Source organism: Pseudomonas sp. LB3P93 (assembly GCF_054898025.1).
Genome location: NZ_CM142713.1, coordinates 1,830,860 through 1,856,901, shown reverse-complemented (window position 1 = coordinate 1,856,901; position 26,042 = coordinate 1,830,860). Strand labels below are relative to the sequence as shown.

Genomic DNA, 26,042 nt, shown 5'->3' with positions numbered 1-26,042 from the left:
CAGGCGGTATCCATGGACAGCAGCAAAAACTGGCGTGAAGACCTTTACGTCATGGTTTTCCAGAGCGACACCAAGGCCGGGCGGCGCTTCGACGGCATCCTGCTGTTGATCATCCTCGCCAGCATCATCGTCGTGATGCTCGACAGCATCGACACGGTCCACAAGAATTATGCCGACGTGCTGGCGTACATCGAGTGGGGCTTCACCGTCATCTTCGCCATCGAATATGGCTTGCGCCTGTATTGCTCGCCCAAGCCATTGCGCTATGCGTTCAGCTTTTATGGGCTGGTGGATTTGCTGGCGATCGTGCCCGGTATCCTGGCGCTGTATTACGCCGATGCGCAGTACCTGCTGATCATCCGGATCATTCGGATGCTGCGGATTTTCCGCGTGCTCAAACTCAGCCCGTACCTCAAGCAAGCCAACTACCTGATGTTGGCGTTGCGCGGCAGCAAGCAGAAGATCGTGGTGTTCCTGGTCAGCGTCTGCACGCTGGTGACGGTATTCGGCACGTTGATGTACGTGATCGAAGGCCCGGAACACGGCTTCACCAGCATTCCCAAAGGCATCTACTGGGCGATCGTCACGTTGACCACGGTGGGCTTCGGCGACATCGTGCCCAAGACGCCGCTGGGCCAGGTGGTTTCGTCGCTGGTAATGATCACCGGTTACTCGATCATCGCCGTGCCGACCGGGATTTTCACCGCCGAACTGGCCAATGCCATGCGCGGTGAACAGCTGCAACACGACTGCCCGGTATGCAAGAAAAACAGCCATGAACACGGTGCAACGTTTTGCTCCCGTTGCGGGAATGCATTGTTTAAGAAACTGGAATAAGCAAAGTGCTTTTTAATCTTTAAACGCCTATGCAAGCCCGGCTATAGTCGCTGGCAAATTGCCTCGCTTTTTATATAAAAACTTTCGAACAAGGACTGCGCAGTGAAAAAACTCTTTGGCGCCTCACTTCTGGCCGCTGGCCTGGCACTGACCAGCGTGGCTCAGGCCGCACCGACCCTGCTTAACGTTTCCTACGACGTGATGCGAGATTTCTACAAGGACTACAACACTGCGTTCCAGAAACACTGGCAAGCCGAGCACAACGAAAACATCACCCTGCAGATGTCCTTCGGCGGCTCCAGCAAACAGGCGCGTTCGGTGATCGATGGCCTGCCGGCTGACGTCATCACCATGAACATGGCCACCGACATCAATGCCCTGGCGGACAACGGCCAACTGGTACCGAAAGACTGGGTTACCCGCCTGCCGAACAACAGCGCGCCATTCACTTCGGCCACCGTGTTCATCGTGCGCAAAGGCAACCCGAAAGCCCTGAAAGACTGGCCGGATCTGCTCAAGGACGGCGTGCAAGTCATCGTGCCGAACCCGAAAACCTCGGGTAACGGTCGCTACACCTACCTCTCGGCTTGGGGTTATGTGCTGAAAAACGGCGGTGACGAGAACAAGGCCAAAGACTTCGTCGGCAAGCTGTTCAAGCAAGCGCCGGTGCTGGATACCGGTGGCCGTGCAGCCACCACCACATTCATGACCAACCAGCTCGGCGATGTGCTGGTGACCTTCGAAAACGAAGCGGAAATGATTGCCCGCGAGTTTGGTCGCGATCAGTTTGAAGTGATCTACCCAAGCGTCTCCGCTGAAGCCGAGCCGCCAGTGTCGGTGGTCGACAAATCCGTCGACAAGAAAGGCACCCGCGCGGCGGCCGAGGAATACCTGAAGTACCTGTGGTCGCCGGAAGGCCAGGAAATTGCAGCAGCCAACTACCTGCGTCCGCGTGATCCAGCGGTGTTGGCCAAGTACACCGATCGGTTCCCGAAAGTGGATTTCCTGTCGGTGGAGAAGACCTTTGGCGACTGGCGGACTGTGCAGAAGACCCACTTCAATGATGGAGGGATCTTTGATCAGATTTACAGCGGTCAGTAGTTCCTGAGCAGAATGAAAAGGCGACCTGATGAGGTCGCCTTTTTTTGTGGGTTTTCTGTGGTCACAGATTGCTCATACGACATTAATCCTGTGGGAGCGGGCTTGCCCGCGAAGACGGCGGCACATCCAGCATTGATGTGATTGATAAATCGCCATCGCGGGCAAGCCCGCTCCCACAGGTTTTGGACATGCCATTACATCGGCGGTGTCACGCCATCCTTGCCCGCCGAGATCGATTGCGCGGTAAGCGTCCCGTCCGCCCCTTGGGTAACAAACGTCACGATCTTCACGCCCACCTTCAGCAAGCTGCGATCCCCCGGCATCAAGTTCACGATCGGCACATCTTCCGGCACCAGAATCTTCTTCTGCCCGCCCTTGTAGTTGACGGTCAACACCCGGCCATTGCTGATCACCAGATCGCCCACGCTGCCATTGGTCATGCTGCTGCCCTTGACCAGATCGAACGGCCGATGCCCGTCGCCGCTGCCCGCCAGCTCCGGCGGAAAGACGTGGACTTCCAGCGCCTTCAAGGTGCCGTCGTCTTGCGGAATGGCCGCCGAGCCGATGTAGCTGCCCGGTTTGATGTCTTCAATATTGGCCAGGGTGACGGCGCGGACCTTGGTGTCGTTGGTCAGGTTGATCACCACGTTTTCGCCGGTGTTGACGTGAACTTTCAAGACGTCGGGGCTGACGCCGGTGATCTCGCCGCGCACACCGATGCGCATGCCCGGCGCGTCGGCGGCCTGGGCCAGTCCCGCCGTGAACAAGCCGACCAGGGTAACAACTGAAGCGCCGCGAATAAGGTGACGAAACATCGCATTCATGGAAGTGCCTTCCGTTCAAGAAACGTGAAGAGAGAACATAAGCACGCTATCGAACAGGATGTAAGTGAATGTATCATCGGACCTCGATATTTTGACGCAAGGCTCGTCGATGGGCATCACGCATGTCCGTCACTCATTCCGCAAAGGAATGATTGCTATCACTCCAACCCCTCTTCTGCCGAATCCGATACCTCTTTAGCCTGCGCGCATTCCCTTCTGTTCAGCGAGACACGTTATGAACCCAGCGACTCAGGTGCCCCACGGCGCCGCGACAATGACCAAAGGCATGGTGATGCTGTTCGCCTTCTGCTGTGGCGCGATTGTGGCCAACATCTACTATGCCCAGCCGATCATCGGCCTGATCGCGCCGGACATCGGCCTGAACAGCACCATGGCCAGCCTGATCGTTTCGCTGACCCAGATCGGTTACGCGTTGGGTCTGTTCTTCCTCGTGCCACTGGGTGATCTGCTGGAAAACCGCCGGCTGATGATTATCACCACCGTGGTGGCGATTGGCAGCCTGTTGGGCGCGGCGTTCACCGATCAGCCAAATGTGTTTTTGCTGATCTCGTTGCTGGTGGGTTTCAGTTCGGTGTCGGTGCAGATCCTGATTCCGCTGGCCGCGCACCTCGCGCCGGAAGATTCACGCGGCCGGGTGGTCGGCGGGATCATGGGCGGCTTGTTGCTGGGGATTCTGTTGGCGCGACCGGTGTCCAGCGTCGTGGCTGACCACTTCGGCTGGCGCGCGATGTTTGTGATCGCGGCGGTATTGATGGCGGCGATCAGCCTGGTGCTGGCGTTGACGATTCCCAAGCGCCAGCCTGATCACAGCGCTTCTTATGGCCAGTTGCTCGGTTCTCTGTGGACGCTGTTGCGCCAACAGCCGGTGTTGCGTCAACGCGCGTTTTACCAGGGTTGCATGTTCGCCACCTTCAGCCTGTTCTGGACCGCCGTGCCGCTGGAACTGGCGCGCAATCATGGCCTGTCGCAAACCCAGATCGCGATCTTTGCCCTGGTCGGTGCCATCGGTGCCATCGCCGCGCCGATTGCCGGTCGTCTGGCCGATGCCGGCCACACCCGCATCGCCTCGTTGCTGGCTCTGCTGTTCGCCAGCCTGAGCTTTCTGCCAGCATTCATCCACCCGGTCTACAGCGTCATTGGTCTCGCGGTCACCGGCGTGGTCCTCGACTTCTGCGTGCAGATGAACATGGTCCTCGGCCAACGCGCGGTCTACGCCCTCGACGCCAAAAGCCGCAGCCGCTTGAATGCGTTGTACATGACCAGCATCTTCATCGGCGGCGCTTTTGGTTCGTCGGTGGCCAGCGCGGTGTATGAGCATGGCGGCTGGTTGTGGATCGTGATTGTGGGCAGCGCGTTTCCGCTGTTGGCGTTGTTGCGGTTTTTGAGTGTTTCGCCGAAGGCCTCGTTGGCGACGGCATAAGGCGTCAAAAGCTTCGCGGGCAAGCCTCCCTTCCACAGGAATCTGGCTTGCTCGTGATTGTTGTGCAACTGATATTCGGCACTTCAAATCGTCAACATCCCCCAGCCTCTGCCTGAAAACTCCGGATTGCCTCGATGCTCGCTTACCGATGTCGGCGCCGGAATATCCAGTCCCTGCGCCTCCATTTGTTGCAGAAGTATCTGCGCGATTTCGACGGCTGCGTCGTACGCCTCCTCGAACGTATCACCGGCAGTCACAGCACCCGGTATATCTGGTAATTGAATACCTGTCGCAGTCCTCTCTTCTCCCCACTCGATAATGATTGGATAGTGCACAGCGGTACCTCCAGCAAATCTTCAACTTAATGGAGCTCCACTGCACCATGGAAACCGGATTGTGTCTGTTCACGTTGTTTTTCAGGATGTGAACCCCTCGCGTCGGGCTCAGGATAGATCTCGCCTGACTCGTTACGCCCGAGGCCAACCCGGATTACACTCAGCGGCCAGAGCCTGAAGCGAAGCTGGATGCGATTCGCGGCTGACCCGTCAAATGCCGCCTGCCCCGGCGGCATGTTCTTTCAAGGAGTTTGCAATGACCCGACGTACCTTTCTCATTACCGGTGCCAGCAAAGGCATTGGCCGGGCAGTGGCCGAGCATCTGGACCGCGCGGGGCATCGGGTGGTCGGGATTGCCCGAACGCCGGACCTGACGTTCCCCGGGATTCTGTTTCCGCTGGATTTGAGCGACAGGGCGCTGACCCAGGAAGTGCTGGCGGATCTGGCCAAGACTTACGAATTTGATGGGCTGGTGAATAACGTCGGCCTGGTTCGCCCGCAAGTGCTGGGCGAAATCGACCTCGATACCTTTGATGACGTGATGCGGGTCAATCTGCATTCGGCGCTGCAGGCCACTCAGGCGCTGCTGCCGAGCATGCGCGCCAAGGCTTGGGGGCGGGTGGTGAATATTTCCAGTTTGACCGTACTCGGGATCACCCAACGCACGGCGTACGCCGCGGCCAAAGCGGCGCTGATCAGCTTCACGCGTTCCTGGGCGCTGGAACTGGCGCACACCGGCGTGACGGTGAATGCCGTGGCGCCGGGGCCGACTGAAACGGAACTGTTCCGCGCCAACAACCCGCCGGGCAGCGAAGGTGAAGCGCGGTATCTGGCGGGTGTGCCGATGGGCCGTCTGGGACAGCCGCACGAGATAGCGGCGGCCATTGCGTTTTTGTTGTCCGAGCAGAGCGGGTTTATCACCGGGCAAACGTTGTTTGTCGACGGCGGCTCTTCAATCGGTAAAGCCGCGTTCTGAGGAACACATCTCAACACTTTGTGGCGAGGGAGCTTGCTCCCGTTGGGTCGCGAAGCGGCCCCATGACAGGCGCCAGGTTGATCGATGACGACTGCTTCGCAGCCGAACGGGAGCAAGCTCCCTCGCCACAGTTGAAGCGCAATTCAATCAGAACAGGGAACCGCGATGGACCGTCTCGGCGCAATGGAAACCTTCGTCTACGTGGTGGAAACCGGCTCGTTTTCCGCCGCCGCGAGGCGCCTGAATATCGGCCAGCCCGCCGTGTCGAAAACCATTGCGCAACTGGAGGCGCGTCTCGCGGTTCGCCTCCTGTTGCGCTCGACTCGCGGCCTGACGCCCACCGAAGCCGGGCTGGCCTTCTTCGAACGAGCCAAGCGCGCCATCGAGGAAGCCGATGAGGCCGACAACGCCGCACGCGGTGCCGCCAGCGGCCTCACCGGCAACCTGCGGATCTGCGCTGCCGTGACCTTCGGCCGACTGCACATCGTTCCGCACCTCGGACCGTTTCTCGATCAAAACCCGGACCTGAACATCGACCTGATGCTCGACGACCGCAACGTCAATCTGGTCGAAGAAGGCGTCGACATCGCCCTGCGCCTCGGCGCCCAGAGCGACTCCGGCCTCACCGCCCGCAAGATCGCCGAATGCCGGCGCGTGGTGCTGGGCACGCCCGCCTATTTCGAAAAACACGGCGAGCCCACCTGCCCGGCGGATCTGAGCAAGCACCAGGCACTCACCTACAGCTTGGGCGGCGGTGCCAATTGGCAGTTCCGTAACGGGGCAGATGAGCAGTCAGTCACCATCAGCGGCCGAATCCGCGTCAACGCCGCCGAAGGTCTGCGTGCCGCCGTGCTCGCCCATCAAGGGCTGACCCTGGCATCGGAATGGATGTTTGCGCCGGAGTTGGCGAATGGTGCGGTCAGGGAAGTGATGAAGGATTGGACGCTGCCGAATCAGGACCTTTGGGCGGTGTTTCCTACAGGCAGATTGGCTAGCGCGAAGGCTCGGGCGTTTGTGGAGTATGTGCAGGGGTTGTTGGCAAAAGAGGCCTGACGTTTCGAATATTTCGTTTATTGCGATTTTCGATTATTTCGAATAGCCTGCCCACTTCGACTGTTAAAAATATTGGAAACCGCCATGTCGCCTGTTATCCACCCGCCAATCACGTTGCCTATGGAGCGCGAAGTACAAGCCGCCATCGAGGGGCAGCGCGCCTTGGCGGCCTATCTCGCCACTCAATTCGACACTCAGCACATCCAGATTTTCGACGAGCAGAACGAAGCTCACCGTGTCGAACTTCCTACTTCCGCCCTCCGGTTGCTTGTCGACATTCTGGCTGAGCTCGCCGCAGGCAACGCTGTCAAAGTGGTCCCGGTTCACGCTGAACTCACCACCCAGGAAGCGGCGGACCTGCTCAACGTCTCACGCCCGCACCTGATCAAACTGCTCGAATCCGGCGACTTGTCCTACCACAAAACCGGCAAGCACCGACGTGTGCGCTTTGCCGATTTGATGGACTATAAAAACCGGCGCGACACTGCCAGCGAGCAAGCAATGACGCTTCTCGCCGAGCAGGCACAAGCGTTAAGGACAGGATACGAGTGAGGAATTCTTCTTTTACCGCTGTATATGACGCCTGTGTGCTGTACCCCGCTCCCTTGAGGGATTTTCTGATGTGGCTCGCGCTCTCCGGGCGCTTCAGAGCGAAATGGTCTTTGGAGATACACAACGAGTGGAAACGTAATCTGCTTAAAAACCGCCCGGACCTGACCGCAGAACAACTGAACCGCACGTCCGACCTGATGGACCAGGCCTTACCCGACGCTTGTGTAACGGGTTACAAAGACCTTATTGAAGGATTAACGCTGCCCGACATTGATGATCGACATGTGCTGGCTGTCGCCATTCGTTGTAACGCCAGCGTCATCGTCACTTTCAATCAGAAAGATTTTCCCTGCGCAGCGTTGGGCACTTTCGGTATCGAGGCTCAGCATCCTGACGAGTTCGTCGGCAACCTCTTCGGCCTCGATCCGGCAGCAGTGGTCGCGGCGGCGCAGCGCCAACGACAGCAGTTGAAGATGCCGCCAATGAATGTCGAAACCTACCTTGATCTACTGATCCGTCAGGGCCTGATCAAGTCGGTCAAAGCGTTGACCCCTTATCAGTCCATTCTCTGAATCTTTCACAGACTCCAAATAGCAAAACGGCGATCCTGAGATCGCCGTTTCCATTTACTCCCCGAATTGTCGTCCCAACCCACCCGGCACGCCATGGATATTGGTCTCTTCCCACGGCCCGTTCGGGCTGATCGACCGGCTCCAGCCGTTGTTCCAGCGGTAGTAGGTGCGCTGGCGGTAAAAGGTGTTGGGTTGATCATCAAGCACATAAACGCCGAGCTTGGCATCCCAATGGCTGTTGCCACCCGGTGGCGGCGCGAAGCTGGCGGAGGTACGCGGCAGCGGCTTGGCGGGTTTGGCCGGGATACTTGGCTTGCCCGGAGCAGGCGTCGTAGACGGTGTAGGTCTTGGCTGCGACGGCGGGATCGGTCGCGGAGTTGGCTGTTCAGGCGGCCGCTGGACCGCACAGGCGCTTAACCCCAGAACCAGACTGAGCAGGGTGATACGAGCGATGGCGGTCATGGTGGCTTTCCTGTTATTTGTCCGGGCTGTCGATGGTCAGTTTTTGCGCTGTGGTGCTGCTGCTGGCCAGGGGCTGGCTGCGACCGATCCATTCGCCGGCAGTCGGTTGGCCGGCGCGGGAGATGCGCGCAACCAGTTGGACTTCAGGGAAGTTCGACAGTTTCAACTGCGGCATCATTGCGTCGGCATCGCCCAGTTCCACGGTCGCCGGCAGGTCGGCGACGGTCAGGCGCTTGGCGGCCAGCGGTGCCGGTGGCCCCGAGGTGGCGCGGGCGAAAATGAACACGCTGTCGCCGGGCTGGACTTTGGCTTTCAACTCGGGCGCCAGATCGACGGTGACTTTCAGCTTCGCTGCCGCTTTGGCCGCTGGGGCCTGGGCGACTTTGCCACCACTGGCTTCAAGCTTCTCGGTGGCCCGGCTGATTCCGCCCTGCAGCGCAGCACGGGAACTGTCTTCCGGTGGCAGTTGCGCCAACAGGCGATTCCAGTAGTCGATGGCGTCCTGATAACGCTGGCTTTCAAACGCCGCGATACCCAGCAGGCCGAGGCTGGTGACTTCTTTCGGGTCAGCTTTCAGCGCTTCATCAGTCAGCGCCTGAATCTTGTCCGACCACTTTTTGCCATCGGCGAAGTACTGTGCCTGGGCCCATTGGCCGAGCAGTTCCGGCTGACGACCGGCCAGTTTGACCGTGCGTTCGAAGATCTTCGCCGCATCGCCAGGGCGATCCTGAGCCATGTACGTACGACCGAGGAAGTACAAGCCTTCAGCCGAATCCGGCTGAGCCGCGACCGCGCGCTCCAGGCGCTGGGTCATCTCTTCCATCGACTGCGGCGCCTGGGAGAATTCGCGGGTCAGTTCGACTTTGTCGCTGGCGCCGAAATGCAGGTACAAGCCCAACCCCAGGACCGGCACCAGAATCGCCGCCAGCAAGGGCAACGGTTTGCCCAGGCGCGCTACGCGCGGTGCCTCGACGCCTTCGGTGTCGGCGAGCAACTCACGGGCAGCTTCGGCGCGACCGGTTTCCAGTTGCGCAGCGTTGAGCACGCCCTCTTCCTGCTCGGTTTGCAACTCAGCCACGCGCTCCTGATACAACGCAACGTTCAGGGCGGTACGATCCTCTTCAAGCTGGGCGCGACGGCCACGCAAAACGGGGATCAGCAAAAAACTCAGGGCAACCAGAAGTAGCAGACCTGCAGCGAGCCAGAAATCAATCATTCTTGGTTTTATCCAACAGGTGGTCGAGGCGCTCGCGCTCCTCGGCAGAAAGCTCGTCCTTGGTGTCAGTGCGTTGCACGCGACGACGACGGACGATCACGGCGATGATCACAAAACCGCCCAGCAACAGGCCGGCGGGGCCGAACCAGAGCAAGGCGGTTTTGGCGTTCAGTGCGGGTTTGTAGCGGACGAAATCACCGTAGCGATCGACCATGAAGTCGATGATCTGCTGATTGTTCTTGCCCTCGCCCAGCATGCGGAAAATCTCTTTGCGCAGGTCGGCGGCGATCGGTGCGTTGGAATCGGCGATGTCCTGATTCTGGCACTTGGGGCAACGCAGCTCTTTGGTCAGTTCGCGAAAACGCTCGCGATCGCCTTCTTTGGCGAACTCGTAGGTGTCGATGGCCGCGTGCGCCATGCCGGCCATGCTTAAACCCAGTACAACAGCGGCTATCCAGCGTTTCATGGCTTGGCCTCATCCACCAGCGCCTGATACCTGGCCGCCAGTTTTTCGCGCCAGACCCGCTCGTCGATCACCCCGACGAACTTGTCGCGGATGATGCCTTTGGCGTCGATGAAGAAGGTTTCCGGCGCGCCGTACACGCCGAGGTTCAGGCCCAGCGAGCCCTCCGCGTCACTGATGCCCAACTGGTAAGGGTTGTGGAATTCCACCAGCCACTTCTTCGCGTCCGCGTTGACGTCCTTGTAGTTGATGCCATAAATCGTCACGCCCTGCTGGGCCAGTTTGTTCAATACCGGATGCTCGACCTTGCAGGCGATGCACCAGGTGGCCCAGACGTTGACCAGCGCCGGTTTACCGAGAATGTCGGCCTTGGTCAGGGTCTTGTCGCCCTCCACGGTCGGCAGGGAAAACGCCGGGAACGGTTTGCCGATCATCGCCGAAGGCAACTCGGCCGGGTCCAGAAACAACCCGCGATACAGGAAAACAGCCACCACCAGAAAAATCGCCAGTGGCAACAGCATTAACCAACGTCTCATGCAGTGGCTCCCGTCATGCCCAGTGCTTCACGCACGCGGCTTTTCACCTTGACCCGATAACGGCGATCCAGCGCCGCCAGCAACCCGCCGAAACCTGTGAGCAGCCCGCCGAACCAGATCCAGCGCACGAACGGTTTGACATGGACACGCACGGCCCAGGCGCCATCGCCCAGCGGTTCGCCGAGTGCGACATAAATGTCACGGGTGAAACCGGCGTCGATCCCGGCTTCGGTCATCACCGAGTTCTGCACGGTGTAGAGGCGTTTTTCCGGGTGCAGCACGCTGACTTCCTTGCCGTCACGGATTACCCGCACGGTGCCCTTGTCGGAGGTGAAGTTCGGGCCTTCGAAGTGCTTGGCGCCTTCGAACACGAAGTGGTAACCGGCCAGGTCCATGGACTCGCCCGGCGCTAGGCGCAAATCGCGCTCGGCACTGTTCTGGCTCGACAGCACGACGCCGAGGGCACAAATCGCGATACCCAAGTGCGCGACCTGCATGCCCCAATAACTGCGGGTCAGGGTCGGCAGGCCTTTGATCAGGCCTTTGTGGCGGGTCTTGTCGAAGATGTCGCGCACACCAGCCAACAGCACCCAGGCCGCGAGCATGAACGTGGCGATCACCGCCCAGTTGAAGTCACCGTAAGCGACGCCGGCCACCACGGCCAACGCGGCACTGCCGAGCAACACCGGGATCAGCATGTTGAACAGCCATTTGACCGGGGTGTCTTTCCAGCGCACCAGCATGCCAACGGCCATCACCACCATCAGCAACGCCATCAACGGAATGAACAGCGCGTTGAAGTACGGCGGGCCGACCGACAGCTTGGCGCCGGTCATCGCGTCGAGAATCAGCGGGTACAAGGTGCCGAGCAGGATCATCGACGCCGCCACCACCAGCACCAGGTTGTTGCCCAGCAGCAGGGTTTCCCGGGACCACAGGTTGAAGCCAACGTGGCTCTTCACCACAGGGGCGCGCAAGGCGAACAGCGTCAGCGAACCGCCGACCACAAACAGCAGGAAAATCAGGATGAACACGCCGCGCTCAGGGTCGGAGGCAAAGGCGTGGACCGAGGTCAGCACGCCGGAACGCACCAGGAAGGTCCCGAGCAAGCTCAACGAGAAAGCAGCGATGGCCAGCAACACGGTCCAACTCTTGAACACGCCACGTTTTTCCGTGACTGCCAACGAGTGAATCAGCGCCGTACCCACCAGCCAAGGCATGAAGGAGGCGTTTTCCACCGGATCCCAGAACCACCAGCCGCCCCAGCCGAGTTCGTAGTAGGCCCACCACGAACCGAGCGTGATGCCGATACCGAGGAAGGCCCAGGCGACGATGGTCCATGGACGCGACCAGCGCGCCCACGCCGCATCAAGACGACCGCCCATCAGCGCCGCAATGGCGAAGGCGAAGGCCACCGAGAAACCGACGTAACCCATGTACAGCATTGGCGGGTGGACGATCAGACCGATGTCTTGCAGCAGCGGATTGAGGTCCGCGCCATCGCTGGGCACTTGCGGCAGGATGCGCTTGAACGGGTTGGACGTGAGGATCAGAAACAGCAGGAAACCGGTGCTGATCATACCCATCACGGCCAGCACGCGGGCCAGCATCACTTGCGGCAATTGCCGGGAGAACACCGACACCGCAAAAGTCCAGCCGCCGAGGATCAGGGCCCAGAGCAGCAACGAACCTTCGTGAGCGCCCCACACTGCACTGAACTTGTAGTACCACGGCAAGGCGCTGTTGGAGTTGCTGGCGACGTAGGCGACGGAGAAGTCGTCAGCCATGAACGCGTAGGTCAGGCAGCCGAAGGCAAACAGCAAAAAGGTGAACTGGCCCCAGGCGGCCGGTTGGGCCAGGCTCATCCACAAACGGTCACCGCGCCAGGCGCCGAGCAACGGCACGATGGCCTGAACCAGCGCGAAACACAGCGCCAGAATCATGGCCAGGTGGCCGAGTTCAGGAATAAACAGTCCGGATGTCATCGATCAACCCTCCTTCGCGGGCGTTGGAGCAGATTGACCGCTGTCTTTCAAAGCCTTGGTCACTTCCGGCGGCATGTACTTTTCATCGTGCTTGGCCAGTACTTCGTCGGCCACCACCACGCCGTCGGCGTTGAGTTTGCCCAACGCCACGATGCCCTGCCCTTCGCGGAACAGGTCCGGGAGGATGCCGCGGTAGCTGATGGTCACTGACTTTTTGAAGTCGGTGACGATGAATTTCACGTCCAGCGAATCGCCGGAACGTTGCAGCGAACCTTTCTCGACCATGCCGCCCGCGCGAATGCGCGTGTCTTGCGGGGCTTCGCCGTTGGCGATCTGGGTCGGGGTGTAAAACAGATTGATGTTCTGCTGCAGGGCGCTCAGGGCCAGGCCGACGGCAGCGCCGACACCCACCAGGATCGCAAGAATGATGATAAGACGCTTTTTGCGCAGCGGATTCACTTGCCGTTCTCCCGGCGCAGACGACGCGCCTCTTGTTGCAGATACCGCTTGCGGGCCAGGATCGGCGCCGCCACGTTGAGGGCCAGCACCGCCAGGCAGATGCCATAGGCTGACCAGACATACAGGGCGTGATGGCCCATGGCGAGGAAGTCGCCGAATGAAGCAAAACTCATCGAGCGGCCTCCAGACTGTTCTGCACTTCGGCTTTCACCCAGCTCGCCCGGGCTTCGCGCTTGAGCACTTCAAGGCGCATGCGCAGCAACAGCACCGCGCCGAAGAAACAGTAAAAACCCAGCACCGTCAGCAGCAGTGGCAGCCACATCTCGGCCGGCATCGCCGGTTTTTCGGTGAGGGTGAAGGTCGCGCCCTGGTGCAGGGTGTTCCACCACTCCACCGAGTATTTGATAATCGGAATGTTGATCACGCCGACAATCGCCAGGACCGCGCAGGCCTTGGCCGCACTGTCACGATTGCTGATCGCGTTGCCCAGCGCAATGAGACCGAAGTACAGAAACAGCAGAATAAGCATGGACGTAAGTCGCGCATCCCAGACCCACCACGAGCCCCAGGTCGGTTTGCCCCAGATCGCGCCGGTGACCAGCGCCACGGCGGTCATCCACGCACCGATAGGGGCCGCGCATTGCAGGGCGACGTCGGCCAGTTTCATTTTCCAGACCAGCCCGACGATGCCGCACACCGCCAGCATGACGTAGACGGACTGCGCCAGCATGGCGGCGGGAACGTGGATATAAATGATGCGAAAGCTGTTGCCTTGCTGGTAGTCAGGCGGCGCGAAGGCCAGGCCCCAGACGACACCGATGCTGATCAGCAGCAACGCGGCAATGCTCAGCCACGGCAGCAGTTTTCCGCTGATGCCGTAAAACCATTTGGGCGAGCCGAGCTTATGAAACCAGGTCCAGTTCATTACTGTTTCCATCACGGTTGCTCTTCGCTTTGAAGAGCCAAGGGTCTTTACTGATCAAAAAATGACCAGACCTCATTATTCGCCGACGCTGATCTTCAGGCCAGCGGCTATTGCAAAAGGTGTCAGGGTTATCGCCAGGGTGGTCAGGCTACCAAGCCACAAGAGATAACCGGTCACCGGCATACCCTGCAAGGCCGCCTGCAAGGCGCCACTGCCGAGAATCAACACCGGGATGTACAGCGGCAGAATCAGCAGCGCCAGTAACAGGCCGCCACGCTTCAATCCCACCGTCAGGGCTGCGCCCACCGCACCGAGCAGGCTCAGCACCGGTGTACCCAGCAACAAAGAAAGCAGCAACACCGGCAGACAGGCGGTTGGCAAACCAAGCATCAACGCCAGCAGTGGAGCGAGCAAAACCAGTGCCAGGCCAGAGAAGGCCCAGTGTGCCAGTACCTTGGCCAAAACCAGAAGAGGCAGGGGGTGCGACGAAAGGACCCACTGTTCAAGCGATCCGTCTTCGAAATCACTGCGGAAGAGCCCGTCCAGCGAGAGCAAGACCGATAAAAGGGCCGCGACCCAGACCAGTCCCGGAGACAAGGTTTGCAACAATTGAGACTCGGGTCCGACCGCCAAAGGGAACAGCGAAACCACGATCGCGAAGAATACCAGCGGATTCGCCAGTTCAGCAGGACGGCGGAACAGCAGACGGGCCTCACGGGCGACCAACAGGCCGAAAACACTCATACGGCCCACTTCCCCAGATCGATGTCGCGATAGCCGGCCGGCATCCGGCTCAGCGTGTGGTGAGTGGTCAGCACCACCATGCCGCCGTGCTCACAGTGCGCGGCCAGGTGTTCTTCGAGTTGCGCCACGCCTTGTTTGTCGAGCGCGGTGAACGGTTCGTCGAGGATCCACAGCGGCGGGCTGTCCAGATACAGCCGGGCCAACGCCACGCGGCGCTTCTGGCCGGCGGACAACGTGTGACAGGGAACATCCTCGAAACCGCGCAGTCCGACATCGGCCAGCGCTTGCCAGATTGCCTCGTGGGAGGCCGGTTGATGCAAGGCACAGAGCCAGATCAGGTTCTCTTCCGGCGTCAGCAAGTCCTTGATCCCGGCGGCATGGCCGATCCACAGCAGATTGCGCGCCAGTTCAAGGCGCTGATCGTTCAGCGGCTGGCCATTGAGCAGCACTTGACCGGCGGTCGGCTGCATCAGGCCGCATAACAGGCGCAGCAGACTGGTTTTGCCGCTGCCGTTGGGGCCGCTGATTTGCAACATTTCGCCACTGGCCAGTCTCAATTCGAGATTTTCGAAGAGCAGCCGAAGGTCTCGCTCACAAGCGAGGGCAACGGTTTGCAGGACAGGACTGGTCACGAGATCACGGGCCTTCAGGGTTCAAGTCGGCAGTGGAGCGGCCGTTAAAGACATGCAGGATAAATGCATTGGCGGCCCGTTCTAAGGAGCTGGATCAAGTATTTGAAATGTTTTCAGCGCCCCGGATACAACGGGGCGGCATTATACATGCCATGCCCTCCTCTCAAGAGGGCAATTTCCTCAGGTTGTGACCGCGTATGACAGGCGAAATGAACATCCTCCCGCTACCGCAGACCACCCCCGCGACTTCGCGGCCCTTGGTGGTGAGTGGCGATCTGCTCAAGCTGCTGACGCCGATGGAGGGCCTGATCACACCCGGTCAGACTGCCAACGCCGAAGTGCTGTCGCTCAAGCAGGCGGATCAGACCTTTCAACTGTTGCTCAAAGTCACCCTCGAGAACGGCCGCCAGACCACGGTCCAGGCCACCAGTACCCAGCCGCTGCCCCAAGGCACCAGCCTGGCGATCACTCAACCATCAGCGAGTAACCTGGCGATCACAGTGCAACAGGCCATTGCTTCCAGCATCGCCACCCTCACCCGCATCGACACCGCACAATTGCCGGTCGGGACGCTGTTGCAGGGTAAAGTGCTGACCTCGCAGGTTCTGCCGCAGGTGCCGGGACAGCCGACGGTGTTTCGCTCGATGGTGAGCCTGCTCAACACCGCGTTGAGAGGCAGCACCCTGAGCATCGAGAGCCCGACGCCGCTGCGCATCGGTACCTTGTTGAGTGCCTTGGTGCAGGACACGCAAACCCTGAAGTTCGTGCCCCTGAGCAATCGTCAGGAGCAGTTGGCGGTCACTCAGCAACTGGTCAGCCAGCAAAGCCGCCAAGGTTCGCTGGATGGTTTGATCAAAGTCCTGCAAAACCTGCCTCCCTCGTCGGATCAGACGTCCAGCGACCTGCGGGTTGCCGTGGAAAAACTGCTGGCCGGTTTGCCGGACGTTCAACAACTGAGTACGCCCAAAGGTTTGGCTCAGGCACTGGCCAATAGCGGCCTGTTCCTCGAAGCGAAACTGCTGACCGGGCAAAACCCGACACTGGCGCCGGACATGAAAGGCGACCTGCTCAAGCTGATCGCGCAACTGACGCCGGGCTTGCCGGCCAGCACCAATCTCAATGCGATCCTGGCGGCCAACACGCTGGTTCAGTCCATGCCGAGCTTCGTGCGCAGCGCCCTCGGCATGCTCGGCCAAGTCAGCGCCAAACCGTTGCCCACCAGCTTCCCGCTTCCTGAACGGCTGCTACAAAGCCAGGACGGTGAAAACGATCTGGAGCATTTGCTGCGTCTGGCGGCGGCGGCCGTTTCGCGCCTGCAAAGCCATCAATTGTCGAGCCTTGAGCAAACCGGCGTCACTGACGATGGTCGATTGCTGAGCACCTGGCAGCTGGAAATCCCGATGCGCAACTTGCAGGACATCGTGCCGTTGCAGGTCAAATTCCAGCGCGAAGAAGCACCCGAAAAAGAACAACCGCACGAACGCCGAGACGAACGCGAGCCTAAACAGCAATTGTGGCGCGTGGACCTGGCGTTCGACATGGAGCCGCTGGGCCCGTTGCAGATTCAGGCGCAACTGATCCAAGGCAGCCTGTCCAGCCAGCTCTGGGCCGAACGCCCGTACACCGCCAGCCTGATCGAAAGCAATCTGGCCGCGCTGCGCCAGCGCCTGCTGGACTCCGGACTGAACGTCGGCGATCTCGATTGCCACCTCGGCACGCCACCGCAAGGCCCGCAAACCCGCCTCGAACAACGCTGGGTCGACGAAACCGCATGAGAAACCCCAACACCCCACGCCAGGCCATCGCCCTCAAATACGACGGCAGCCACGCCCCTACCCTCACGGCCAAAGGTGACGAAGAACTGGCCGAAGCCATTCTGAAGATTGCCCGCGATTATGAAGTGCCCATCTATGAAAACGCCGAGCTGGTGAAGCTGCTGGCGCGGATGGAACTGGGCGAGAGTATTCCGGAGGAGTTGTACCGCACGATTGCCGAGATTATTGCGTTTGCGTGGAATCTGAAGGGCAAGTTTCCGGCGGGGCATGATCCCTCCCTCCCCCAAGTTGAGCGCGATATAACACCTACTGAACCGGAATGAGAACGTCGCCTCACAGACGACGCTCATCATCCCGACGCTTCAAGCATCCAGGTAACTTTGATAGGTCTGACGGATGGATCGCCAGGCATCTTCGCTCAAGGCGACGCCACCCATCAGATCCTCCGCCATCCGGTCGAATTCAATTACATCGGCCCATAACTGATCTGCATCGGTGTTACAGAAACAGGCGTTCATCGGTGATGAGAAAAGATTGTGGGTCGCCACATATTCGTCTCCCTCTGCAATCACACAGGCATACCCCTTGAGCGACGTCAGGTCTGTCAGCGATTGCTCCAGCATCGACTCGCTGATCGAGCAAATACCGTTCTCGATGCAAATGACATCGGAGACTATAGCGGGCGCTAAAAGTACTGCATCGCGCAGGTTGCCGGCTTCACCAAAATAAGTCTCATGCAATTGCACCAGTAATGATGAGTCATAGCAGTCGGCAAACAAGGTGGGAGTTATGGTGCCATGCATACGAGCCCCCGCCTCGATCATCACAGGACCGTCCTTGCCCATGACCAACTCCATATGGACAGCGCCATAAGTAATATCGAGCGCTTTGGCGGCATGCTGGCCATAATCGCTTAAGACTTTGCTGATCGGCGCATCGAGGGGCAGCATGAAGGTAAATTTCTTGACGAAGTCGCACCCGACAATGTCCAGTTCATCGCTGCGGATATAACGACAAACCGAAGAAACAAAGTAGTTACCTGCGCAGGCCACCAGGTCAACAACGTACTCCGGCCCCTGAATCATGGGCTGTATCAGAAAGTGGTCGTTAACCGTCCAGGTCGCAGAAAACGTATCCCAGGATGCACTCTCTAGTGCCCGCCGCAGTTCCGCGCGGTTGTTGCAGCGCTGTACACCTTCACCACCGGCGGACGACTGGGGCTTGATAATGCAGGGATAGTGATCCCACGTTGCCATCGCAGGCTCCACACTTTCGGGCCTGTCGAGCACGATGGTCGGGATAAATGCCAGACCCGCCAGCGCCAGCGCGTGCTGCATCTGATCTTTGTGTCGGCGTCGGTGCGACGTGGCCGGATCGTTACCTGCCAGCGAATAATGGGCGGCAAGCTTTTCCGCCAGAAAAACACCATTTTCACTACCAGCCAAAACAGCGTCGAACAACCCACTCGCTGCCGGAGGCAGTTGGTCCTCGCTGGTAAAAATGCCTTTATAGAGATCGGCCTGAAATTCACCTTTCTTTTTTGCGTTGAGTTTTGGAATCTTCGCCACTTTATCGAGTTCAATAATTGCATAGCAATCGACCCCTCGCTCTTTCAAATAGCGAACCATGATGTTGGCATTTGATACGGGATTGGTGATCAAACATGTCGGCATTATTTTAATTCCTTTTAGTTACCGAAGATCATCAAACATGCCGAAAGGCAGCGACACAAAATCACTGGCTTGAATTTTGATATCGAAGTACTCATCCAACAAATCCACCCACTCGCTTTTAGACCTGACATGACGTCGGATACGCGCGCGTTGTTGAATGGAGACCAACACATTGTTGATCAGATAGCTACCACCCTGCAGCGATGGCCGGGCACATACCAGATTATTTTTAAAAGGTGACAATGGTGAGTAGGCGTTAAAGAACTGCCCCACCACAAATTCATGAGCATCGTAACTGGCGTCCCGTAATACATACATCTCAATCCATTGAACACCCCGCCGGTATTGAATACTCCAGTTCCAAGCGTCGACCCGCTGCACTCGATACTCATGAACACCCTGCACGCAGGGCGCGTTATGCTGTAAGCGCAAAGGGTATAAAAATCCCCGATAACCGAAACCCACATCACATATCCACTCTTCATCATCGGCACGTACCAATAGCACCATGTGCGTGCACAGATTCATCACGCCGTTTTCCCGAGTCACTGCCGAAAGGCTTCGTCGGACGCTGAAACCGAGTGTTTCCAGCACTACCGCCAGCAAACCGTTCATCTGGGTACATCCACCCCCGCGGCGTCCCGAGATCAGTTTGTCGCTGATCTCATCCATGTCGAAGGACGGCACAATGCCCAGAAAGACATCGAGCATTTCATATGCAATCGCATTAGCGTGAGCAAAATGGATGTCAGCCAACGTCTTGGCAGTCGTGTCCCTGGGGATGGCCAGATTAATTCTATTAAAATAAAGAGCCAACCAATCAGGAAATAATGGCGCACGTGTAACTCTCACGCGCGATGAAACCGTTTCGGTATTCACGGGTGCAACCTCACAAAGTCAGGGAGGGCTTAGTTATACAGGATGAAATATTGTGCGGCGCAGCCTGAACATAACATCGGGCTAGCCAATGTTTTCGCCATTACCGACTTTGATTATCGTGCCTGTTGTATTGAACTTACGGGAAGCCAATAAGAAGACCATATTGGCAACTTCCTCGGGCTGCATGATTTTTCGGCTAGGTATCGACTTCAAAATATCGCGCTCGCCACCCTGCGCAAAGACCTTGAACATATCAGTGTCGACAAAACCCGGGGCAATTCCATTGACTTTTACGTCAAATCTGGCCAACTCCAGAGCCAACCCGAGGGTCAGTCGCTCAATGGCTGCTTTTGCACAGCCGTAGGCGGTATTGCCAAGTTTTACTTTCGTTGCAGCCACCGAGCTGATGTTGATGATGTTGCCACAGCGGGCGGCCGCCATCACGGGTGCGAAGACGTTGCAGTAATTCAAGGTACTGCCAAAGTTAGTATCCATCACCTGATGAAACGCCTCAGGGCTGGCGTTCAAAAATATCCCGTCTCCGGTGATACCGGCATTGTTGACCAGCACCGAAATCCCCCCCTCAGCGAGGACTCGGTCGCGCAACGCCTGTACCTGATCAATACGCCGGCCATCCAGCTGCGCGGCATCCAGTTCGGGAAAATCCGCCATGAAACTGGCCGCGGCCCGTTCATCGCGCGCATAGGTCACGAACACTTTATAACCGGCCCCAAGCAATTTTTCGGCTATTCAACGGCCGATCCCCCGGGTGCCACCCGTCACCACTGCGATGCCACTCATGCGTTCCCCCCTTCCAGCACTATCACACCGCGGCAATAGTTGATGGCCTCGTGATGCATTCTGAAATTGTAACTATCGTCAGGGCCTTGAATGCCAGGTCTTTTGTCGATCGCCAGACAAAGCGCTTGCTGTGGAGTGATCGGCTCCAGAAAGGTAACCCGAGACAGGGTGAATGCACCGACGTGCGCACCTGTCATCCGGGCAATACAGTCAGTGACGAAACCGACGATGCAAGCGCCTGGCACAATTGGATAATCGGGAAAGTGCTCTGCGAATATCGGCGCCGCCTGGTTCACAGTCAGGTGAGCGTCGAAACGCTGTGCCGACACCGCAGACGTATCCACTCGAAAAATCTGCAACTCAGGCATTCACTGAAGTCCTTTTACCAAAGTACGCATCAGGAAAAACTTCCGTCACTACCGATGCCACCAAAATGCTCATATAGGAACCGATCAAAAAAACCGGCCAGTACGCTTCAAATCCGATGCTCAGACCCGCCAACCCCAAGTTTATTGAGAACGTCACGCACCATGCCTTGGTGATAGTGTTGTTTATGTCAAAAAACTCGCTCGACTGACGGACAGTGTCAGCAACTCCTTCTCGGCTGTATTGCAGGGTAAAGGGCTGTTTGCGAAACACACTCCACCAACCCACCACGGTTAACACGCCATACATCACGATCTTGATACTTTCGAACGTGGCGAGCATTGGCCAATACAAGGACATAAGCGCCATCCCTAGCAGACAAATGACCAACGCGCACTCAATGACGAAGCCCTTTTGAAGATTGTCGAAACATAGAAGGAACATCAAAAATGCCACTATCAGTGCCGCTTTCGCAAAGTTTCCATCGAGCCAGCCAATCAGATAGGGAAATAGCAACCATGGAATTATGAGCTTGATCATGACGGTTGCTCCTTGAGGTTTAAAACCGTGATGACCGCCAAGAGACAATCCCGACTGTCTGCGTCAAGTGAGCCGAATACTTCGACACGCCCTGCGCCGCTGTCCAGGCTGACGTATCCCGTCAATTGCGATATCCGCTGTGGGTTCAGACTTCGCATCCCGGTAATCAACGCAGGAACGTAATGCGTTGAACGTGTCGAGTTACGCGCCCCGCGTACACAACGCACGGCAAACTGATTGAGCAATTCGGTCAGCACCACGACCGCGCCAAAGCGTTCGATGTAGTGATCGAGTCGACCTTCGTTCACGCGACTGCTCCAGCCGTGTTCCAAGTCAATTACCGGTGGGCACATATCCAGATAAACCGTCATTTAGAAGATGCCACTGGCAGAGTATCGGACTTAAAAAGACGTAATAACCCAAGGCTGCGACCAACGATCAAACCATTGAGAAGTCCCGCCCCCAGTGACGAATAGGCCACGAACGCCACTTCATTGACCAGTTCCGGATGCATCTGCTCCTGGTACCCCCTGTAATAACGCAAGGCAAAGAAGCACCAATACACGACCAGCACTTTGATCGTTCCACCCACCACTAACGTTTCACCCTCACGTTCCACGTTGTAGTACGAATAAAAGCGCAAGGCCAGCAACCATCCAACCAATAACCCCAGCGCATAAACCGAAAGCGGAACCACGAACCCTTGGGAGATTTTCAGCGAGGCCACGGAAATGGCGACGAATATCGTCGGCGTCAGTAGCAACGATCTTTTCGTTTCATGACTCTTGAAGTAGGCAATGACGCCGTAATACGTCACGATAAAAAAGACTGCGTAAACCCACAGTGGCGTACCACGCAAAATGTCGAGCATAAAAATCCCTTTTAGCACAGCTGTGCTTTAAACAATCGATGATCATCAGCCTGCAATCTGAAGTTGATTTCGCCGATCGAGCAAACGGTTGAGTTTGCCCCGTGGGTTATAGGAGAAATCTGCATTACTTGCCGATTGAACTACCGCTACACCACGCGTCACAGCCTCCTTCAACATCGGGACCAGCAAGAGTTGCGCTTGCAGGCGTGCCGTCCAGTCGGCATCCATAACCGATGCCTCGACATCGACGAGTACTGTCACACAGTCCTTGCCCCCATCGGTGGTCGACAAGCTCACCTGAAATGCCTCCGTCAGTACACCAGCGGCATGCAATGCCTGCTCAACCAGCGTCAGACTGATGCGATGACCGCCGAGGCTGAACTCCTCGGCCACTCTTTGCCCGATTTTGAGGTAGTAACGCTCGTCTTCCCCTTGGGTCAGCTCGCCTACATCACCTATTCGGTAGCGAATGATGGGCACCATCGGGGCTTTCAGATCGGTGACGAGCAGCTCACCTGCATCGGTTTGTTCCATGAAGAACCAGTCAGAAAGTATCAAGTGCTGATGCGGTTCCATGGCCGGTGTATTCACCGCAGCAAACCCCAGTTCGGTGGCTCCGTATATGCTGTAGAACTGGGCTCCGGGCCATAAGCGTTGTACGAAGTCGCGCTTGCCCATATGGAACGCCTCCCCGACGAACACAATTTTGGTGATCGCCAGATCCACATCCAGCGCTTGCGCAGCCTGCGCAATCTGGATGATTCCGGTCGGGGAGCCAACCAACACATTTGCATTGAAACGCTTCATGGTGCCAAGCAACGACGGCATGTTGTTCATTACATCAGGACGCCCTACCGGCAGCACTGTCGAGCCGATCGGCTCAAGCATCCGGCACATTCCTTCATAGTTGTAACCCAGGCATCCGGCCGTCAGCAGGTTTACTACCGTATCGTCAGCACAAAACACGTGCTCGGCCATGAAATCGCGAACCTGGTAGGGGTAACTGTCTTCCGTGACACGCTGAAAAATCCGGCTTGCCAGGACCAGGGGGGAAGATGTCGTGCCCGACGTAGAGATTACATAACACTGTTTGAGCTTGCCCGCGTCAATCAGCGTATCACTCACCTTCATAAGCGCTTTTTTGCTCAACAGCGGGTACTTCTGCACGAAATCGTCGTACCCGGTGACCGCTGGTAAATTGAGCGGGTAATCCTGTTCGGCGTACTCGCCGACCAACTTGTTGAACTTGTCGATATCAAACGAAGTGCGGTTTTTTATAGTCATTATTCGATTCTTTTAAATATCATCGACGCGGCGAGGCCGCCCATGCCAAAAGAGTTTTTCAGGCAGTAGTCAACCGGACGTTGCAGGGTAAATGGAGATACATTGGCCAAGCATTCGGGGTCCCTCGACTCAAGATTGAGGGTTCCTGGAATGAAACCCGAGCGCAGGCTTATCAATGTATTGAGGGTTTCCATGGCCCCGGCGGCGGCAATCATGTGCCCATGCAAAGACTTGTTGGCAGTGACGGGAACTTGCTCTCCAAGCACTGCGCAAATGGCTGCGGACTCATGAAAGTCATTCAGGATCGTTGAGGTCCCATGCGCATTGACCATTCCGATATCACTCGCCCGCAGCCCGGCATTGTTCAATGCTCGGGTCATGGCGAACTTCATTTCGGCGCTGTCGAGTGCCGGTTTGACGATATGGCTGGCGTTGGTACTGGTGCCAAAACCGACCAGTTCCATCAACGGCTCACGCCCTGCTTTGAGACAGGTGTCCAGAGATTCCACAAGGAACAGCACTGCACCTTCAGCCGGCAGATAACCCGAACGCCGCGTATCGAAGGGGCGCGACAGGCCCGTGGGGTCGAGTCGCTCATCGGTGGCGATGATATCGACCGACTCCAGGCCGATGTAATGTTCAGGGGTGACCTTTGCCGAGATGCCGCCGACGAGCGCCGCATCCACACGCCCCTGCCGTACAGCTTGAAAACCGGTACCGATGGCTTGCAACGAAGCGGAACACAACCCCAGGTGAACCGAAGCAGGACCTTTGAATGGTACGAACTTATGGACGGTACGTAGCGCATTCGTCGGATCGTAACGAATGAAGTCCTGTATTCGGAAGTGCTTCTCGAGAGCAGAATCAAGATTGGAAAATTGCCCATCAACCTTCTTCAGTTCATATGCCAGATTGACTGTTTGTTGAATATCCACCACAGGCTCGTCAACCCCCAGAAAACAACCTATTCGGTGCTCACCGATTGCAGCCGGATCGAAAGATACCGACGCCAGAAGATTTTCCATGGCCTTATGGGTATAGAACTCATCGTGACTGAATCGCTGCAATTCCCCAGAAGAGAAGAAATTTCCGGATTCGGGGATTCCGGCAAAATGGCTCTTGAAGGTAGCGCTGTCATATTTGGCGATTTTCCTGATACCGGAGCGGCCATCACGCAGCGCCTCCTCGATGACGCCATAGCGATCACCCAGCGGGGTGCAACATCCGAATCCGCTGATCACAACTCTTTGCTGATTCATGACGACACTCCCTGTGACGTTGGTGACTTTCGCAATACGATCAACCCCAAGCCCATCCCTGCTCCTTCACCGTGAATGATGATCACCCGACCCGGCTCGATGGACGGGTCGGCCAACGCACAGACCAGATCGGCGAGACCGCTGGTAGCCACCGCATACCTCGTCCACGGTTTGTAGCGACGTAATTCAAAGGTATCCAGACAGCGCTTCAGCGCCTGCACCTCTGCATCGCCGATACCCGGGGCTCCGTTGTCGTACAACACCACTACCGGATGACTTTCCCGAACCCAGGGTTCCAGTTGTTCATAGGCCTGTACCCAGTCTTGGCGAGTCGCGAACATGCTGGTAGAAAATCGACTGACTGCCATCAACACTTCTGCCAGTGGCTGTATTTGCAACCGGGAAACCCGATCCGAGGTTTCGACCACCAGCGACACCGCGCCTCGATCTCCCTGAACGCTTGAGCGTTGTGGCTCCCTCTCATCAATCAAGCCCATTTTCCTGAATACTTGGGCGTTATCGGCTTTCGACATATCACCGAAAGCACAGATCAGGGCACCGCTAGAGTCGCTAAAAGTCAGGTTATAAAAGGCCTCCTCCAGCAACGAGAGCCCGCCCAACGACATCTTGCGCAACGGATAGCCACCACCGCGAAGCCCGAAGAGCTTTGATAAATGATAGAGGCCATTGGTGGGGAGTTTGCGAAACAACCGCAAAGGATGCACAGCGTTGGTTATTTTCCCAAGGTTGGCTAGCAAAGCGGCTTTGTTGCTGTAGTGCTTGCTGGATGTTTTGAACTGCCAGACCACCTCATGAAAGTCCCGAACCGTTTCATAGGTGGTATACACACACATGGTGTCTTTTTCTGTCGGGCTGAAGGCTACGTTTTGCTCGGCCATGCTCATAGCCGAATACGCGACATTAAGGCTACTAATTGCTTGAGAAGTCAGCATTGCCCGATCTTCGCGTGCGATACGCGGAACAATCGCCGCTGACAACTTTATATCTCCTGGCTTGCTGCCTAGCAAAGCGACCGAATGCTTAGTCAAACTCTGAACCAAGTTATATGTATTTAAAGCTGCCTGCTCAATACCATATCCGGTGATGAATAGATTAGGCATTTAGAACCATCTCGATTCGTTCCGCGCAGAATTTTGGCGTCCAGTATTGATCCAGCGACCTGGGATTTACCTCTACATTGTTGTCCGACCCTAATATTTCATTAACAAGTTTCATACCCGCTGCAGTCCAGCGCCTATCATTATAAAATTGCGGTTCGGTTACTAACTTAGCGAATGGCCATATATCGTATGGCTCAAGCCCTGGATTTATCTGTGCCTTGACCTCATAACAAAAATCAATGAAGTCAATGGAGGAAAAACCCATTTCCTCGAATGACGCGTCGTCTTTAATATCGTCTGAAGATTCCAAAAAAAGGATATTCGCAGCGATTTCTTTAACCTTAGCGAGATACATAATAT

At 57.3% G+C, this 26,042-nt stretch carries 31 protein-coding genes and 1 pseudogene; 9 read left to right on the top strand and 23 right to left on the bottom strand.

The annotated features are described in order from the left end of the window. Positions 1–12 precede the first annotated feature (12 nt). Positions 13–837: an ion transporter gene (locus ACYZT8_RS08260; protein ID WP_461980294.1), complete on the top strand. Its 825-nt coding sequence runs from the start codon at positions 13–15 to the stop codon at positions 835–837. Positions 838–939: 102 nt separating this feature from the next. Next, complete coding sequence (locus ACYZT8_RS08255; protein ID WP_461957831.1) at positions 940–1,938, top strand: sulfate ABC transporter substrate-binding protein; 999 nt, start codon at positions 940–942, stop codon at positions 1,936–1,938. A 194-nt stretch (positions 1,939–2,132) separates the two neighbouring features. Here ACYZT8_RS08255 and ACYZT8_RS08250 read toward each other — a convergent pair whose 3' ends face one another. Next, positions 2,133–2,762, bottom strand: coding sequence for a hypothetical protein (locus ACYZT8_RS08250; RefSeq protein ID WP_461980293.1), 630 nt, complete (start codon positions 2,760–2,762; stop codon positions 2,133–2,135). A 235-nt stretch (positions 2,763–2,997) separates the two neighbouring features. Between ACYZT8_RS08250 and ACYZT8_RS08245 the strand changes: the two genes are divergently transcribed. Next, positions 2,998–4,203 (top strand): MFS transporter, encoded by a 1,206-nt coding sequence (locus ACYZT8_RS08245; RefSeq protein WP_461980292.1) that lies wholly within the window; start codon positions 2,998–3,000, stop codon positions 4,201–4,203. An 86-nt stretch (positions 4,204–4,289) separates the two neighbouring features. On the opposite strand, the pseudogene ACYZT8_RS08240 reads toward ACYZT8_RS08245, so the two are convergent. Continuing rightward, positions 4,290–4,538 (bottom strand): annotated as a pseudogene (locus ACYZT8_RS08240) (type II toxin-antitoxin system HicB family antitoxin); the annotation flags it as partial. A gap of 256 nt (positions 4,539–4,794) precedes the next feature. On the opposite strand from ACYZT8_RS08240, the gene ACYZT8_RS08235 reads away from it, so the two are divergent. From ACYZT8_RS08235 to ACYZT8_RS08220, 4 genes are all read left to right on the top strand, one after another. Further along, positions 4,795–5,514, top strand: a complete 720-nt coding sequence (locus ACYZT8_RS08235; protein ID WP_461980291.1) for an SDR family oxidoreductase — start codon at positions 4,795–4,797, stop codon at positions 5,512–5,514. 165 nt (positions 5,515–5,679) lie between these two features. Continuing rightward, positions 5,680–6,567, top strand: a complete 888-nt coding sequence (locus tag ACYZT8_RS08230) for a LysR family transcriptional regulator (protein ID WP_461980290.1) — start codon at positions 5,680–5,682, stop codon at positions 6,565–6,567. Between the two features lie 84 nt (positions 6,568–6,651). Continuing rightward, on the top strand, positions 6,652–7,119 hold the full coding sequence (locus tag ACYZT8_RS08225) for a helix-turn-helix domain-containing protein (RefSeq protein ID WP_461980289.1): 468 nt from the start codon (positions 6,652–6,654) through the stop codon (positions 7,117–7,119). After that, positions 7,116–7,691 carry a PIN domain-containing protein gene (locus tag ACYZT8_RS08220; RefSeq protein ID WP_461980288.1) on the top strand — a complete coding sequence of 192 codons (576 nt, stop codon included), beginning with the start codon at positions 7,116–7,118 and terminating at the stop codon, positions 7,689–7,691. Before ACYZT8_RS08225 ends, ACYZT8_RS08220 begins: the two co-directional genes overlap by 4 nt. A gap of 54 nt (positions 7,692–7,745) precedes the next feature. Here ACYZT8_RS08220 and ACYZT8_RS08215 read toward each other — a convergent pair whose 3' ends face one another. The 10 genes from ACYZT8_RS08215 to ccmA all read right to left on the bottom strand — a co-directional run bounded on the left by ACYZT8_RS08215 (position 7,746) and on the right by ccmA (position 15,113). Beyond that, positions 7,746–8,153, bottom strand: a complete 408-nt coding sequence (locus tag ACYZT8_RS08215; RefSeq protein WP_461980287.1) for a hypothetical protein — start codon at positions 8,151–8,153, stop codon at positions 7,746–7,748. Between the two features lie 13 nt (positions 8,154–8,166). Further along, positions 8,167–9,369, bottom strand: coding sequence for a c-type cytochrome biogenesis protein CcmI (ccmI, locus tag ACYZT8_RS08210; RefSeq protein ID WP_461980286.1), 1,203 nt, complete (start codon positions 9,367–9,369; stop codon positions 8,167–8,169). Next, positions 9,362–9,835, bottom strand: coding sequence for a cytochrome c-type biogenesis protein (locus ACYZT8_RS08205; protein ID WP_461980285.1), 474 nt, complete (start codon positions 9,833–9,835; stop codon positions 9,362–9,364). The genes ccmI and ACYZT8_RS08205 overlap by 8 nt, the downstream gene beginning before the upstream one ends. Continuing rightward, entirely contained in the window at positions 9,832–10,368 is a 537-nt protein-coding gene (locus ACYZT8_RS08200; RefSeq protein WP_461980284.1) for a DsbE family thiol:disulfide interchange protein, read from the bottom strand. The genes ACYZT8_RS08205 and ACYZT8_RS08200 overlap by 4 nt, the downstream gene beginning before the upstream one ends. After that, complete coding sequence (locus ACYZT8_RS08195; RefSeq protein WP_461980283.1) at positions 10,365–12,353, bottom strand: heme lyase CcmF/NrfE family subunit; 1,989 nt, start codon at positions 12,351–12,353, stop codon at positions 10,365–10,367. Before ACYZT8_RS08195 ends, ACYZT8_RS08200 begins: the two co-directional genes overlap by 4 nt. 3 nt (positions 12,354–12,356) lie before the next feature. Further along, the gene (ccmE, locus tag ACYZT8_RS08190) at positions 12,357–12,812 is read right to left on the bottom strand and encodes a cytochrome c maturation protein CcmE (protein WP_095127755.1); all 456 of its coding nucleotides are present in this window, start codon (positions 12,810–12,812) and stop codon (positions 12,357–12,359) included. Then, a complete protein-coding gene (gene ccmD, locus ACYZT8_RS08185) occupies positions 12,809–12,985 on the bottom strand; it encodes a heme exporter protein CcmD (protein WP_008145547.1) in 177 nt (58 codons plus the stop codon). The genes ccmE and ccmD overlap by 4 nt, the downstream gene beginning before the upstream one ends. Then, on the bottom strand, positions 12,982–13,737 hold the full coding sequence (locus ACYZT8_RS08180) for a heme ABC transporter permease (RefSeq protein WP_461980282.1): 756 nt from the start codon (positions 13,735–13,737) through the stop codon (positions 12,982–12,984). Before ACYZT8_RS08180 ends, ccmD begins: the two co-directional genes overlap by 4 nt. 75 nt (positions 13,738–13,812) lie before the next feature. Continuing rightward, positions 13,813–14,481 (bottom strand): heme exporter protein CcmB, encoded by a 669-nt coding sequence (ccmB, locus tag ACYZT8_RS08175; RefSeq protein ID WP_461980281.1) that lies wholly within the window; start codon positions 14,479–14,481, stop codon positions 13,813–13,815. Next, positions 14,478–15,113 (bottom strand): cytochrome c biogenesis heme-transporting ATPase CcmA, encoded by a 636-nt coding sequence (gene ccmA / locus ACYZT8_RS08170; protein WP_461980280.1) that lies wholly within the window; start codon positions 15,111–15,113, stop codon positions 14,478–14,480. Before ccmA ends, ccmB begins: the two co-directional genes overlap by 4 nt. 197 nt (positions 15,114–15,310) lie before the next feature. Here ccmA and fliK point away from each other — a divergent pair, with 197 nt between their 5' ends. Both fliK and ACYZT8_RS08160 read left to right on the top strand, forming a co-directional pair. Beyond that, the gene (gene fliK / locus ACYZT8_RS08165) at positions 15,311–16,888 is read left to right on the top strand and encodes a flagellar hook-length control protein FliK (protein ID WP_461980279.1); all 1,578 of its coding nucleotides are present in this window, start codon (positions 15,311–15,313) and stop codon (positions 16,886–16,888) included. After that, the gene (locus ACYZT8_RS08160) at positions 16,885–17,211 is read left to right on the top strand and encodes an EscU/YscU/HrcU family type III secretion system export apparatus switch protein (protein WP_461980278.1); all 327 of its coding nucleotides are present in this window, start codon (positions 16,885–16,887) and stop codon (positions 17,209–17,211) included. Before fliK ends, ACYZT8_RS08160 begins: the two co-directional genes overlap by 4 nt. Positions 17,212–17,250: 39 nt before the next feature. On the opposite strand, the gene ACYZT8_RS08155 is transcribed toward ACYZT8_RS08160, so the two are convergent. From ACYZT8_RS08155 to ACYZT8_RS08105, 11 genes are all read right to left on the bottom strand, one after another. Further along, the gene (locus ACYZT8_RS08155) at positions 17,251–18,561 is read right to left on the bottom strand and encodes an ATP-grasp domain-containing protein (protein ID WP_461980277.1); all 1,311 of its coding nucleotides are present in this window, start codon (positions 18,559–18,561) and stop codon (positions 17,251–17,253) included. 18 nt (positions 18,562–18,579) lie between these two features. Continuing rightward, positions 18,580–19,440: an arylamine N-acetyltransferase family protein gene (locus ACYZT8_RS08150; protein ID WP_461980276.1), complete on the bottom strand. Its 861-nt coding sequence runs from the start codon at positions 19,438–19,440 to the stop codon at positions 18,580–18,582. 81 nt (positions 19,441–19,521) lie between these two features. Then, the gene (locus ACYZT8_RS08145) at positions 19,522–20,157 is read right to left on the bottom strand and encodes an SDR family NAD(P)-dependent oxidoreductase (RefSeq protein ID WP_461980275.1); all 636 of its coding nucleotides are present in this window, start codon (positions 20,155–20,157) and stop codon (positions 19,522–19,524) included. An 80-nt stretch (positions 20,158–20,237) separates the two neighbouring features. Next, positions 20,238–20,609, bottom strand: coding sequence for a hypothetical protein (locus tag ACYZT8_RS08140; RefSeq protein WP_461980274.1), 372 nt, complete (start codon positions 20,607–20,609; stop codon positions 20,238–20,240). Further along, positions 20,602–21,147 (bottom strand): hypothetical protein, encoded by a 546-nt coding sequence (locus ACYZT8_RS08135; RefSeq protein WP_461980273.1) that lies wholly within the window; start codon positions 21,145–21,147, stop codon positions 20,602–20,604. Before ACYZT8_RS08135 ends, ACYZT8_RS08140 begins: the two co-directional genes overlap by 8 nt. Further along, on the bottom strand, positions 21,144–21,455 hold the full coding sequence (locus ACYZT8_RS08130) for a hypothetical protein (protein ID WP_461980272.1): 312 nt from the start codon (positions 21,453–21,455) through the stop codon (positions 21,144–21,146). The genes ACYZT8_RS08135 and ACYZT8_RS08130 overlap by 4 nt, the downstream gene beginning before the upstream one ends. 59 nt (positions 21,456–21,514) lie before the next feature. Beyond that, a complete protein-coding gene (locus ACYZT8_RS08125; protein ID WP_461980271.1) occupies positions 21,515–22,018 on the bottom strand; it encodes a hypothetical protein in 504 nt (167 codons plus the stop codon). 45 nt (positions 22,019–22,063) lie between these two features. Then, positions 22,064–23,302: an AMP-binding protein gene (locus ACYZT8_RS08120; RefSeq protein WP_461980270.1), complete on the bottom strand. Its 1,239-nt coding sequence runs from the start codon at positions 23,300–23,302 to the stop codon at positions 22,064–22,066. After that, on the bottom strand, positions 23,302–24,561 hold the full coding sequence (locus ACYZT8_RS08115; RefSeq protein WP_461980269.1) for a beta-ketoacyl-[acyl-carrier-protein] synthase family protein: 1,260 nt from the start codon (positions 24,559–24,561) through the stop codon (positions 23,302–23,304). The genes ACYZT8_RS08120 and ACYZT8_RS08115 overlap by 1 nt, the downstream gene beginning before the upstream one ends. Further along, positions 24,558–25,682 carry a hypothetical protein gene (locus ACYZT8_RS08110; protein ID WP_461980268.1) on the bottom strand — a complete coding sequence of 375 codons (1,125 nt, stop codon included), beginning with the start codon at positions 25,680–25,682 and terminating at the stop codon, positions 24,558–24,560. The genes ACYZT8_RS08115 and ACYZT8_RS08110 overlap by 4 nt, the downstream gene beginning before the upstream one ends. Next, positions 25,675–26,037, bottom strand: coding sequence for an acyl carrier protein (locus ACYZT8_RS08105; protein WP_461980267.1), 363 nt, complete (start codon positions 26,035–26,037; stop codon positions 25,675–25,677). Before ACYZT8_RS08105 ends, ACYZT8_RS08110 begins: the two co-directional genes overlap by 8 nt. Between the last annotated feature and the right edge of the window lie 5 nt (positions 26,038–26,042).